The organism is Piscirickettsia salmonis LF-89 = ATCC VR-1361, from assembly GCF_000297215.2.
GTDB lineage: Bacteria > Pseudomonadota > Gammaproteobacteria > Piscirickettsiales > Piscirickettsiaceae > Piscirickettsia > Piscirickettsia salmonis.
This window is the reverse complement of record NZ_AMFF02000081.1, coordinates 27,771-41,393: the sequence shown is the minus strand read 5'-3', so window position 1 is coordinate 41,393 and position 13,623 is coordinate 27,771. Positions and strand designations below refer to the sequence as shown.

Sequence of the window (13,623 nt, the reverse complement as noted above, 5' to 3'; positions counted from 1 at the left end):
TCCATGGCTCGCAGCGGTAGTATCGAAGATCTTTTTTTAGAACATCTACATTATGTCAATTTATAAGGTTTTAGCTATATAATAAGTTTTTAAAAACTTACTATAATCTGATAGATCAAATCTACTATAATAAAAAAAAATTTTTTTTATGGTCAGGACACTACAGATTTTACGCTCTTTTGCAACTCCGCTCTGCTAAAAATCCTCAGACAACTCACCCTGTTTTGTAACACTTGCTCTGGTTGGGGTGCTTTCAGGGACAAAAATAAATTAAGGCCGCAATCTCAGCCTGTACTCACTATTTTGCACCAACTTTACTCTAAAATTTAAATCAAAGCTCATTTAAAACGGGCTATTGTCGTGCCATGCGTAGATTATCCGCTTTAAACAATTTTTCAGTGCTGCGTACCGGGTTAATATCCAAACCACCTCGACGCGTATAACGCGCATATACTGTTAAGTGCTCAGGCTGACATTGCTTTGTTATATCCATAAAAATACGCTCTACACATTGCTCATGAAATTCATTATGGTTACGAAATGAGACAATATATTGAAGCAAACCTTCCCGATTAATTCTAGGACCATAATAAGAAATTTCTACAGAACCCCAGTCAGGCTGTCCAGTGACCAAACAATTAGACTTTAACAGATTAGAGCTTAACGTCTCCTCTACTAGTACGCATTCTTGATCTGCCCTCAAATAAGCGGGATTAACTCGATACTCATGACAGGCCACATCCAAATGGTCAATCGACTCACCATTAAAATCAAGAATTGGCTGATTAATGACTTCGCTTAATAAAATCACTTTAACTTTAACAGCACCATCCACAGCGCGTTGAAGGTCTTTTGCTAAAAGACCCTCAACCTCAGCAGCACTGTCAAACTTAGTATTATTCAATGAGTTTAAATATAACTTAAATGACTTCGATTCAATGATATTAGTGCTTGCACAGTCGATTTCAAAATAGGCTAAGGCCACACATGGCTTACCTTTCGCATTGAGCCAAGACAATTCAAACGCATTCCAAATATCATAGCCATAAAATGGTAATACATCAGGCACATTAATTTCATCACGCTTTTGCTTTCTTGCGATAGGAAACAGTAAGTCTGGAGAATATAATGAAATATAACTACTTTTTTGCCCTAACGGCGCATTTGCTAGTTCTCGTTCAACTGCTGAGGACATCTAAAATAACTCCAAAAATGCCATATACTACACTCTTTTTACTTTAAAATTTAAGCTCGTCCATAACGATCTTCAAAGCGGACAATATCATCTTCACCTAAATAATCACCCACTTGCACTTCAATAAATTCAACATCACTGTCACCCACATTTTTAATCCGGTGCTTACATTCTACTGGCAAATAAATATAGCCATCTCGTTCCAAACGAATAATTTCATCATCACGAGTCACATCTGCAACCCCAGCAACCACAACCCAATGTTCGGCACGCTGATGATGCAGCTGTAAAGAAAGCTCAGCGCCAGCTTTAACAACAATACGTTTAATTTGATAATTATCTGCCATACGCAGACTTTCATAAAAACCCCAAGGACGGTCTTCGCGCGTTACACTCATCACTTACTCCTACTATAACTAACCACAATTAACATCTGAATGTTTAGCTAAAACAAAATTTAACCGAAATTATACTGTGACAATAACTAAGCGGCTAGTACTGATTCACATTTCAAGGTAATATCCGTAACATCAAAATAACATTAAGTTAAACACACCAGTAAATACAGAAAAGGAGTGGGGTTCAATCATGCAGTTATACGGCGGCATAGAAGCGGGTGGCACTAAAATCATTTGCGCAATTGGCAATAAAAATTTTGATATTATTGAAAAAATTTCAATTCCAACGGCAACGCCAACAGAGTCCATCCCGAAAATCATCGAGTTTTTCAAAACGTTTGACATTGCCGCATTAGGTGTTGGTAGTTTCGGACCTATAGACCCCAACCCAAACTCTGCAACCTATGGCTATATCACTAACACGCCCAAACTCGCTTGGTGTAACTTTAACCTCATTGGCACTCTTAAAAAAGCTTTTACGCTTCCCATCAAATTCGATACCGATGTCAATGGTGCCGCACTTGCAGAACATCATTTAGGTCATGGCCAAGGGCTAAATAACTTATTATACGTTACTGTCGGTACCGGCATCGGTGTTGGTGCATTGGTTCATGGCCAACTCGTTCACGGCTTGACTCATCCAGAAATGGGTCATATTTGCATACCGACCCATCCTGATGATATCAACTTTAAGAGTCACTGCCCCTACCATGATCACTGTTGGGAAGGCTATACGGCTGGCCCTGCCATTAAAGCACGTTGGCAGATGTCTACTCATAGCATCCCTAAAGACCACCCAGCTTGGGAGCTCACTGCGCACTACATCAGTGTTGGCTTAAGTAGCTTAATTGTCACTTACTCACCTGAACGCATTATCTTAGGTGGTGGCGTTATGCAACAAGAAGGTTTATTTCAGAAAATTCATAACAAAATACCAGCGTTGCTCAATGGCTATGTCCAGCACCCAGCCATTCTAGAAAACATCCAAGATTATATTGTCTACCCAAAGCTTGAACAGCTTGCTGGCACGTATGGTGCTCTCTTACTTGCAGAACAAGCCCTTACCGAAAGCAAATAACCAGCTTATCCCTTACCTCTCATCCTAAAATACAATGAAGTAACATAAAATAAGACTAAGAATTAGGGAGGTTAAGGGCCTAAACAAATCCGAACGAACCCAGATCACAAACCATTAAATCAAGGCGAATATCTCTAATTGATCGCGCAACTGCTCTGGCGACGTAAATAAAATCCCTTTCATACCCAATGTCAATGCGGTATCTATATTCTCTTGGCGATCGTCAATAAACAAAGATGCATTGGCATTGATATGATTACGATCGAGTAAAATTTGATACAACTTTGCATCAGGCTTGACACACTTTTCCTCTCCTGAAACCACAATATCAATAAAGTCATTTAAAAAATCATAGTTATTCTTAGCATACACAAAGGTCTCAGCAGACCAATTCGTTAGCGCATAGAGATTAAAGCCACTTTGTTTTAATTCAGATAAAATCTCAACGGTTCCTGCAATCTCGCCTTTTAAGCTTTTTGGCCAATCACTATAATAATGACGAATCAGTTCAGCATGTTCTGGGTATTTCTCAATTAAAACCCGTGTTCCCTCTACTAAAGAGCGACCGGCATCTTGCTCTTTATTCCACTCATTAGTGCAAATATTTTCTAAAAAGTAATTCACTTCAGCTACTGTCGGCAATAACTCTTGATAAAGGTAGCGAGGGTCCCAATCAAATAAGACCCCACCCAAATCAAAAACAACGTTTTTTATCATGACCGATCCCCCTGACCTTTATTGGTCCCTATTGCTGCCGCCATACGTTCAGCTAAACGTGCAAATGGCAGACTTTGCACATAAACCTTGCCAGGACCAACCAGCTCTGCCATAAATAAGCCTTCTTTGCCAAATAAAACATTTTTAAAACCACCAACAAAACGAATATCATAGCTCACTGTTTTTTCAAAAGCAGCTAAGCAGCCAGTATCCACACGTAAAGACTCACCTGGCGCTAACTCTAAACAATGTACTGCACCCCCAGCGTGAATAAAAGCCATGCCATCACCACTTAAGCGCTGTAAAATAAAACCTTCGCCACCAAAGAATCCAGCAGAGAGGCGCTTAGTAAAGGCAATATCAATATTAATGCCCTGCGCACAGCATAAAAAAGCATCCTTCTGCGCTAAAATCTCCCCCGAATGCATAGCCAAATCAATCGGGACAATCGACCCCGGATAAGGTGCAGAAAAAGCCACCTGCGCTTTACCAGAATGCCCGGTATGACTAAATTGAGTGATAAAAAAGCCCGCACCTGTCAACATGCGCTTAAAACCTGAAAATAAACCACCGCCTGTTGACGTCTGCATTTCTATGCCTTGGCGCATATACACCATTGCCCCCGCCTCTGCTTGCACACCCTCACCTGGGTCTAGCTCTATTTCAACAATCTGCAAATCATGACCAATGAGCTTATAGTCAATTACATCTACCATTTTCTTTACCTCTCTCAATTTATTTCCAAATAACCTAACCACTCAAACCGAATCATTTAACTAAATCTCTATTCTGGGTTAGGCTTAAACACCACTTCCTCATCATGGTAATCGGCAACACTCTCACGATGCGCCACACTAACAATTGAGCAACTTGGTAATTTTTCTTTCAGTAAACGATAAAGTTTACGCTCATTATCACGATCAAGCGAAGAGGTACTCTCATCTAAAAACACCCAATCAGGAGCAGCTAAAATCACACGAATAAACGCCACTTTTTGCTGCTCACCTAAAGATAAAATCTCACTCCAATTTTTAATCTCATCAAGCCCACCTTTTAACCTTGGTAAACCGACTTCATCAAGCAAACTACACAGTTGGCGATCATCCACTGATATATTCCCGGGGTATAGTAACACCTCTCTTAACGATCCTAACGGAAAGTACGAACGCTGTGGCAAATACATAATTTTCTTACCCGCTGGCAGCTTCACTCCCCCCGAAGCAAAAGGCCAAATCCCAGCCAATGCCTTAATAAAAGTACTTTTACCCACACCCGAGGGCCCTTTGATTAAATAATCTTCACCCGGCTTAAAGACTACATTTAAATCTGTGAGTAACCTATGGCCTGTTTGCGTATACACCGTTAAATCATTGGTCATCACCGTTGGCGCTGCATGCTCAGCACGCTCTAGTTTTTTAACATCCGCATATTTATGCTCAACAACTTGCATTTTATTCATAAAAGTGGTCAAACGCAGCACAACTGCGCGCCATTGAGCAATACTAGTATAAGAATTAACAAAGAATGATAATGAGTTTTCAACCTGACTAAACGCCGATGAGATTTGCTGAATGCCACCAATTTGAATCAATTTAGCAAAGTACATTGGCAATGCTGCAAGCAGGGGGATAATAATCGATATTTGATTAAAACCCGCGGTAAAATACAGTAATTTTTTCTCCCGATTAATCACCTGTAACGTAATCTCAATCACTTTAGCAAAAGACTTAAAAATACCTGCTTTTTCCTGCTCTTCTGCTTGATAAAGTGCAATATTTTCAGCATTTGAGCGAATTCTCACCGCATTAAAACGAAAGTCTGCTTCTTTTTTTTGCTGCCTAAAATTTAAAGAAATTAAATTTTTACCAATTTTATGGGTGAGGTAGGTTCCAATAAGGCTATAAATTAAGGCAATCCACACCAGATAACCCGGAACGGAAATCGGCCCCAAACTGCCTAAATTAAACACAAAAGGCCCGGATAATATCCATAATAATGCAATAAAAGAAAATAAAGTAACAACCGCATCCACCACCCCTAAGAACAGTGATGTAGTTAAAGCCACAAATTGATTGACATCTTCTTGAATGCGTTGATCTGGATTATCTGTATACTCATCAAAATTCTCAATGTAATAATAACTCTGGCCTTGCAACCAAATATCGATCACATGACAAGTCAGCCACTCTCGCCAACGTACACCAAAGCGCGCTTGCACATAAAACTTATAAACCGCGGTAATAACAAAAATAGCCGCAATACCGACAAATACAAACACAAGTTCAAACACAAGGCTCTTATTGTAATCTTGAATTGCATTCCAAAAGTGCTTATACCAATACGTAATTGCAACACTCATTGCCACTAAAAATAAGGTTAATACAAGCAAAGTAATTAAATAAAAATAGGCTGTTTTTTTCTGATCTGACTGCCAGTAGAGCTTGACTAGTTGCCAGGTTGTCACAGGGTTTTCAATATGTTCTTTCTTACTCATCATACCTCGAAGCCTTAAGGTCACTTGAAATCATTACCTTCGAGTGTACGTTGATCTAAAATGCGTGCCAAGGGCAGATTTCCCTTAGCCTCTGAACTGTATTAAAATCAAGGCATAATAATCTCTGAAATCTGCAGGACAGACTAGAGCATGCTTCGATTCATTAAATTATTCACCGGTTGCTTAGGATTACTCCTTGCTCTTTTTATTTTATTTATAATATTTATCAACCAGCTACTACCTAAAGATAAGATTAAAGCATTACTTTCAGAGCAAGTACTAAAACAAACCGGCCGCAACTTCACCATACAAGGTCAACTGGATTTATCGATTATTCCCTGGGTCGGTATCGAAGCCCACGATATCACTTTCAGCAGCCCAAAAAATTTTAACAAACCACTCATGCACATTCAGAGTATGAAGTTTAAGCTCAATATTCTGCCCTTATTCAAAAAGCAAATTAAAGTTAACACACTCACCCTGAACGGCGCTGACATTTACCTTGCCCAAAAAGCCAATGGCCAAAATAACTGGACATTCAATGCATTAAAACAAGCCAGTTCAACTCAAACTAAGTCTAAAATAGCATTAACAGCAACAAATCAAGATAACAAACCTTCTCAAAACCTAACGAATACCATCACTCAACATTCACACCAGCACAGCATACAATCTGAGAAGCTTGATTTGCCTTTATTTAAAGCAGACAACATTCACATTCAAGACAGCCGCTTAAGCTTTATCACTCCTCATGCTAACTATCATTTAAAACATATCGATCTAAAATTAAGCCATGCCAGCCTGCAACAAACCTTTCCGCTAGCACTTAGTTTCCAGCTGATTGCACCGCAATACACCTTACAGCAAACCTTAAACAGCCAAGTACGAGTTAAACTTCCTCAGGGCCGAATCAATCAAGCTGCGCTTACCCTCTCAGACCTTCAAATAAACAGTAAGTTAAAACGTCCAAACCAAGCAGATCTTACATTTAAACTCCAGGGCCAAACTGAGCTTAACCTAGCCAAAGACCAACTCGCTATTGACTTAAAACAGGCCGAACTTGCCAATGCCAATTTAACCGGTGCACTCACCATTCAACCATTAACCATAGTATTACAAGGCCGATCTTTAAATATTACTGGGCAATTGGCAACGAACCACTTTAACCTTAATTCACTCTTACACACGCTTGGACTTGCAATTAACCCTAAATTACCACTGAACAATGCACAAGCAACACTGAGATTTAAGCCAACGAATAATAGTCAGACCCAAACAATTCAATTAGCAGGCCAACTCAATGATTCTAAATTTAATGGCCAGATTCAATTAACAGATCTCACTGCACCGAAACTCGCCACAACTATCAACATAGATCAAATAAATGTAACACCTTACATAAACACTTATATGCTTTTACCCAGCAATACCACCTTACAAACTAAAGATATCAAGGTAACCGCCAACTTCGAACTACCTAATCATTGGCAACAACAGGGCCTCATTACAAGCTTGCAAGGCACACTCAATGCAACTATTCAACACACACAACTGAACGGTATAAACTTGATCCAAATGACTAATAGTGCAGGCAACGCCTTTAATCAGGTTAAATCAGAATCAACACTTCAACACGCATTTAAACACGTTCAAACAATAGCAAAAGCCAGCCAGGGGCCTCACAAGCAAACGAATTTAAGCCCAACAACGCTGAATATAACCATCAAACAAGGTCAGGCTCAGTTTCGCTATCAATCCAAAGCGCTACCGAATAATCGACTCAATGGCCAAGGCCATATGAACCTGCAACAACCAAAAGACTACTTTAGCCGAGTTTTGCTCTACCATTACAACCTTCAGCAAGGTGAAGATTCAGTGATTGGCGTGCGCTTGCCATTTTTTGCAAAAGGCACTCTCTCACAGGGCTTGATCAGCACAGGCTTTGATACTCGATGGTTCATGCAAAATGAAGCCCCTCGCCTTATCAAACAAGAGCTAAAAAAAGCCATTCAACAACAAATTCAACAACACCTTCCAAACAGCAGGAATAAACCCTTAAATAATATTCTCGAACAGTTCTTTAATTAAAGATACCTAAAGTAATGCTATACTCAACCTCTTTAACAATGAACACTGACAGCTGACATTAGTGTCCAAAATTAATAATATAACAATGCTTAAGTTAACTTAATAAACATGATGACTTCTTTCACCCAAGACGTTCTTGCTTGGTTTAAGCAACACGGCCGTAAAACCTTGCCTTGGCAGTTACAGATTACGCCGTATAAAGTCTGGCTTTCTGAAATTATGCTACAACAAACCCAAGTAACAACGGTCATTCCTTATTTTGAACGGTTCCTAGCGCAGTTTCCAACAATAAGCGCTTTAGCTGCTGCCGATGAAGATGATGTGCTTGCTCTATGGACAGGCTTAGGCTATTACGCACGCGCACGCAATTTGCATAAGGCCGCCCAGCACATTCAAACCAAGTTCAACGGCCAATTCCCAAAAAACTTTGACAATGCACTCGCACTCCCTGGCATCGGCCGATCAACAGCAGGAGCAATTTTATCGCTTGCCTACAAACACCCCTTGCCTATTTTAGATGGTAATGTAAAGCGAGTACTGGCGCGTTGTCATGCTATTGCGGCTTGGCCAGGAAAAGCGCGAGTCGAACATACACTCTGGCAGATTGCCGAACAATATGTTCCAGACAGGCAATGCAACCACTATACGCAAGCGATGATGGATCTTGGTGCGCTCATTTGCACACCCAAAAATCCACGCTGTAGTAAATGCCCACTCACACAGCACTGCCAAGCTTATGAGCGAGGTGACCCTGAGAATTATCCTGGCAAAAAACCTAAAAAAACCTTACCAACGAAACAAACCCATATGCTACTTTTACAACGCACAGATGGGCATGTACTATTGCAAAAACGACCAAGCTCAGGTATCTGGGGGGGGTTATGGAGCTTACCTGAATATACGCAAGCAGATAAAAAATCCTGGGCACATGAATGGCAACTAAAAACACAGACCCTTAAACACATCAAAGAACTGACGGCCATTAAGCATACCTTTAGCCATTATCACTTAAACATTCACCCTCACTATCTGGAAGTTAATGATATAATCACGCCAACAGAATCAATGTGGTATAACATAGACTCATCACAAACCAAGGGATTAGCTGCCCCAATTAAAAAACTACTAGAACAACTAAGCAAACAAAGGAGCTTATTTTAATGAGCCGTACAATCCACTGCCAAAAACTAAATAAAAATGCCGAAGGTCTTGACCGCCCCACTTATCCAGGTGAACTGGGCCAACGTATTTTCGATAATATCTCGAAAGAAGCCTGGGATATGTGGTTAACTCACCAGACGATGTTAATCAACGAGTATCGCTTAAGCATGATCGATCCCAAAGCACGCAGCATGCTTGTAGAAGAGATGGAAAAGTTTTTATTCAGCAATAGTGAGACTGAAAAACCTGATGGATATACTGCTCCAGAAGAATAGCTCAAACCTACCCTTAATCTTAACCTTAATCAGCCCCAGTGAAGCTAATAAATAAAATTAGAACAACACAGGAAGCCGCAATGAAATTTTATCTAATGCGAGTATGCTCAATCATTATACCGCTAATTACCAGCCTATCTAGCTATGCTGCTTCCTCTGCGACCCCAGTTGGTTATTGGCAGACCATCAATAACGATATCAATCGTCCAAGCTCTATTATTGAAATTTATACTGCTAAAAGCAAAGTTAACGGTAAAACGATCGATGTCCTCAATGGCAAAATATATGGGACCTATCTCTATGGTGAAAAGCGTCATCAGCCAGCACCACGCTGCAAAAAGTGTGATGGCAAACTGGCAAATGCTGCTATTGTCGGCCTTCCGATTATCACTCACTTTAGAAAAACAGCGGACAACCGTTGGCAAGCGGGCATACTTCTATCACCTCGCACCGGTTCTACTTATGAAAATGTCACCCTAAGTCTAGCAAACAACAATCAACTGCTTAACGTTCATGTAAAAGTTGGCTTTTTTAGTAAAACACAAGTATGGCACCGTATTTTGCCTTCGCTGATCAAAGAGATTAAGCAAAGCCAACAACAGGCTGACTTTAAGTTATTAACGCAGTAAATAACTTAAATATCAATCCAGCAGCCTTTGCTTTTTTGCCTTTAACTTAGCTAAAATAGCAAACCTCAATCAACTGAATAGTTATCAGTGCACTTTCAGCACTCACTGGATTTTCTCTACTATAGCCAATGCAGTGCTCGAGCATCTGATAAAACTTTAGCCTTGACTGGAGTCAACCGCAAAAGGCTTTTCTACCACCACATGATAGCCGGATAATGAGGCTACTTTTGCAAATAGTAACGCTGTCTTGCATATTTTATTTTGATAAATATACCAAGCCCCTCTAAATAAAGGGAGTCATCTCATCATTAACAAACTATTGGCTATAATTTCGACCATAATAGGATGCGATTAAAACTTCTTTAATTTCTTTAATTAAAGGATAACGCGGATTCGCACCGGTGCACTGATCATCAAATGCTTCAATCGCGACTTTATCAACTTTCTCTAAAAACGCCTGCTCACCGATGCCTGCGGCCTGAATCGATTTCGGGATATTCAACACTGCTTTTAAGCGTTCAAGCCATGCGATTAAACCCTGCACACAGTCCATATTTGTCTCACCATAAATACCTAAATGACGAGCAATTTCAGCATAACGACAAAGCGCTTTGGGGCGGTCATATTGCGAAAAAGCTGTTTGTTTAGTCGGCACATCGGTTGCATTATAGCGTATGACATTAGTAATTAGTAACGCATTCGCCAACCCATGAGCAAGGTGAAACTCCGCCCCTAATTTATGCGCCATAGAATGACAAACACCTAAAAATGCATTAGCAAAGGCAATTCCTGCAATCGTTGCCGCATTATGTACTTTTTCGCGAGCTGCGGGCGCAGCGTTGCCATGCTCGTAACAAGCAGGCAAGTAGTCTTTAAGTAACTTTAGTGCATGTAAAGCCTGCCCATCAGAAAACTCATTGGCCATGACTGACACATACGCTTCAATAGCATGAGTCACCGCATCTATCCCACCAAAAGCGGTCAAAGATTTTGGTAATCCCATCACTAGATCAGCATCAACAATCGCCATATCCGGTGTAATTTCATAATCAGCTAACGGGTACTTTTCCCCACTTTGATCGTCGGTTACCACAGCGAATGGCGTCACTTCAGAACCTGTTCCAGAAGTTGTTGGAATCGCCACAAAGTTTGCTTTCTCACGCATACGAGGAAAAGTATAAATACGCTTTCTAATATCCATAAACCGCATCGCTAAGTCTTGAAAGTCAACGTCAGGATGCTCATACATTACCCACATAATTTTAGCCGCATCCATCGGCGAACCTCCCCCAATCGCAATGATTAAATCCGGCTGAAATGCACTCATCGCTTTAGCGCCTTGTACAGCCGTTGCAAGGCTTGGGTCGGCATCGACCTCAAAGAAAACCTCAAAGTCTATATTTAAAATTTTTAACTGTTCGAATAAGTCGTTTGTCACACCTGAATTAAATAAAAAACGGTCGGTTACAACAAAAGCACGTTTTTTATCTTGATATTCTTCTAAAGCCATTGGTAAGCAGCCACGGCGAAAATAAATTTTCGGTGGCAACTTATGCCACAGCATATTTTCTGCTCGTTTAGCAACGGTTTTAATATTTAACAAATGCTTAGGCCCCACGTTTTCTGAAATCGAATTACCCCCCCCCAAGAACCACAGCCTAATGTCAAAGAAGGTGCTAACTTAAAGTTATATAAATCACCAATAGCACCTTGCGATGCAGGTGTATTGATTAATATGCGCGATGTTTTTAGCTTTTCTCCAAACCGGCGAATACGTTCTCCCTGCAAATCCTGATCTGTATAAAGCACTGAAGTATGACCAATACCACCAATTTCAACAATCGCCTCTGCAAGATCAACCGCACGGTCAAAGTCTTTTGCTCGAAACAATCCAAGGATAGGAGAAAGCTTTTCATGAGCAAAAGGCTCACTTATAGATAACACCTCACATTCACCAATCATCACTTCCGTATAATCTGGTATACTGATACCCGCCATCATCGCAATTTTACTAGCAGACTGACCAACAATTTCAGTATTCAAATGGCCATCTTTAAAAATATAGTCTCTAATTTTTTCAACTTCTTCTATAGATAAAATATAACCTCCATGACTAGCAAAGCACGTTTTTACCTCATCATATACTTCATCAACAACAATCACCGCTTGCTCGGAAGCACAAACTACCCCATGATCAAAACTTTTTGACATAATAATAGAAGCTATTGCTCGCTTAATGTCTGCGGTTTCATCAATAACAACAGGTGTATTTCCAGCCCCCACACCAATCGCAGGTTTACCAGACGAGTAAGCTGCTTTTACCATACCTGGACCACCGGTCGCTAAGATAAGGTTAATATCACGATGGTGCATTAGCTGGTCAGATAGAGTAACACTAGGCTCATCAATCCAACTGATAATATTTTCAGGAGCACCTGCTTTCACAGCAGCATCCAAAATTATTTTTGTGGCTCTACTTGTGCAGCGTTTAGCTCGCGGATGAGGTGAAAAAATAATGCCATTACGAGTTTTAAGCGCGATTAACGCTTTAAAAATTGCTGTTGATGTTGGGTTAGTCGTCGGTATAACCGCAGCGATTAATCCCACGGGTTCAGCAATACGAATTATTCCAAACTCACTATCCTCAGATAAAATCCCACATGTTTTCTCATCTTTATATTTATGATAGATATACTCACAGGCAAAGTGATTTTTAATGACTTTATCCTCAACAAGGCCCATTTGAGTTTCATCTACAGCATCTTGAGCAAGTGAAATACGTGCACGATTGACAGCAAGCGCAGCAGCACGAAATATTTCATCAACCTGTTGCTGAGTAAAATCTGCAAACACCCTTTGCGCTTTCTTTGTCTTTATTATTAATTGATCAAGGTCTTCTGCTCTGCTCATACTTTCTACTCATATATTACGATAAAGCGATAATAGTAGGCGCATGATAAACAGACTTATTAATCGAGTAATTGATTTATATCAAACCTTAGACAAGCAAATAAAAATAGCAAAAAGAAATACCCTGATTTTAATTAATATTATCCTAAAAAAGAATTGCTAAATCACTTTGTATTTAGCTGTGCTGCCATGCTATCTAAGTTTTGCCCAACCACATCAACTTTTTTCATCGAATTTGTATCAAAAAACAAACTAACATAACCTCTAGTTGCCATAGAATGCATGGCTTTTATCCCTAATGCTAAAATTCCCACTCCAGTCAATGCCACTAATAAATTTCCTATCAGGCCCTTATAACCTCGATGAATAGACAGCTCTTTTGCTTCTTCAGAAGAACTAATAAATTCTCTTATCTGGCCCCGATAGCTTTCTATACAAAGAGCGTTCTTATAACCTTCACTGTCAATAAATACCTTTAGATCTGTTGTTAGTTTTTCTGCTAAAGACTCTGTTGCCTGCTTGACTGCTTGACTTTCATGCTCTTTCCCCCAATTAACAAGCTCAGCAATACACGCATCACTTTCTCTAATAAATTTAGCGATAGCAACATCTATAGCCTGTTCGTAAGCGTCGCTACCTCGGTAGGTATTTTGCACATCCAATGATGCAAAATCGCCG

General features: G+C 40.1%; 12 protein-coding genes and 1 pseudogene. 5 read left to right on the top strand and 8 right to left on the bottom strand.

The genetic code is table 11. From position 1 onward, the window contains the following. Window positions 1–352: 352 nt before the first annotated feature. Window positions 353–1,195 (bottom strand): NADPH-dependent 7-cyano-7-deazaguanine reductase QueF, encoded by an 843-nt coding sequence (gene queF / locus C200_RS08870; RefSeq protein ID WP_016210465.1) that lies wholly within the window; start codon window positions 1,193–1,195, stop codon window positions 353–355. A gap of 50 nt (window positions 1,196–1,245) precedes the next feature. Then, the gene (locus tag C200_RS08865) at window positions 1,246–1,593 is read right to left on the bottom strand and encodes a phosphomannose isomerase type II C-terminal cupin domain (protein ID WP_016210463.1); all 348 of its coding nucleotides are present in this window, start codon (window positions 1,591–1,593) and stop codon (window positions 1,246–1,248) included. Between the two features lie 190 nt (window positions 1,594–1,783). On the opposite strand from C200_RS08865, the gene C200_RS08860 reads away from it, so the two are divergent. After that, window positions 1,784–2,671, top strand: a complete 888-nt coding sequence (locus C200_RS08860) for an ROK family protein (RefSeq protein ID WP_016210471.1) — start codon at window positions 1,784–1,786, stop codon at window positions 2,669–2,671. A 114-nt stretch (window positions 2,672–2,785) separates the two neighbouring features. Here C200_RS08860 and C200_RS08855 read toward each other — a convergent pair whose 3' ends face one another. The 3 genes from C200_RS08855 to C200_RS08845 all read right to left on the bottom strand — a co-directional run bounded on the left by C200_RS08855 (window position 2,786) and on the right by C200_RS08845 (window position 5,885). Then, window positions 2,786–3,388 (bottom strand): HAD family hydrolase, encoded by a 603-nt coding sequence (locus C200_RS08855; RefSeq protein WP_016210467.1) that lies wholly within the window; start codon window positions 3,386–3,388, stop codon window positions 2,786–2,788. Beyond that, window positions 3,385–4,104: a TIGR00266 family protein gene (locus C200_RS08850; RefSeq protein ID WP_016210468.1), complete on the bottom strand. Its 720-nt coding sequence runs from the start codon at window positions 4,102–4,104 to the stop codon at window positions 3,385–3,387. The genes C200_RS08855 and C200_RS08850 overlap by 4 nt, the downstream gene beginning before the upstream one ends. 68 nt (window positions 4,105–4,172) lie before the next feature. Next, entirely contained in the window at window positions 4,173–5,885 is a 1,713-nt protein-coding gene (locus C200_RS08845; RefSeq protein ID WP_016210469.1) for an ABC transporter ATP-binding protein/permease, read from the bottom strand. A 147-nt stretch (window positions 5,886–6,032) separates the two neighbouring features. Between C200_RS08845 and C200_RS08840 the strand changes: the two genes are divergently transcribed. The 4 genes from C200_RS08840 to C200_RS08825 all read left to right on the top strand — a co-directional run bounded on the left by C200_RS08840 (window position 6,033) and on the right by C200_RS08825 (window position 10,035). Then, a complete protein-coding gene (locus C200_RS08840; RefSeq protein WP_016210464.1) occupies window positions 6,033–7,970 on the top strand; it encodes an AsmA family protein in 1,938 nt (645 codons plus the stop codon). 108 nt (window positions 7,971–8,078) lie between these two features. Continuing rightward, window positions 8,079–9,131: an A/G-specific adenine glycosylase gene (mutY, locus tag C200_RS08835; protein ID WP_032126596.1), complete on the top strand. Its 1,053-nt coding sequence runs from the start codon at window positions 8,079–8,081 to the stop codon at window positions 9,129–9,131. Next, window positions 9,131–9,406, top strand: coding sequence for an oxidative damage protection protein (locus C200_RS08830; protein ID WP_016210461.1), 276 nt, complete (start codon window positions 9,131–9,133; stop codon window positions 9,404–9,406). The genes mutY and C200_RS08830 overlap by 1 nt, the downstream gene beginning before the upstream one ends. An 80-nt stretch (window positions 9,407–9,486) precedes the next feature. Continuing rightward, complete coding sequence (locus tag C200_RS08825; protein ID WP_016210458.1) at window positions 9,487–10,035, top strand: DUF2147 domain-containing protein; 549 nt, start codon at window positions 9,487–9,489, stop codon at window positions 10,033–10,035. Between the two features lie 316 nt (window positions 10,036–10,351). Here the strand turns inward: C200_RS08825 and C200_RS16140 are convergent, their stop codons facing one another. The 3 genes and pseudogenes from C200_RS16140 to C200_RS08815 all read right to left on the bottom strand — a co-directional run. Then, on the bottom strand, window positions 10,352–11,638 hold the full coding sequence (locus C200_RS16140) for an iron-containing alcohol dehydrogenase (RefSeq protein WP_016210466.1): 1,287 nt from the start codon (window positions 11,636–11,638) through the stop codon (window positions 10,352–10,354). Continuing rightward, window positions 11,632–12,945 (bottom strand): aldehyde dehydrogenase family protein, encoded by a 1,314-nt coding sequence (locus tag C200_RS16135; RefSeq protein WP_201765996.1) that lies wholly within the window; start codon window positions 12,943–12,945, stop codon window positions 11,632–11,634. The genes C200_RS16140 and C200_RS16135 overlap by 7 nt, the downstream gene beginning before the upstream one ends. Window positions 12,946–13,109: 164 nt before the next feature. Beyond that, window positions 13,110–13,623, bottom strand: a pseudogene (locus C200_RS08815) (hypothetical protein); the annotation flags it as partial.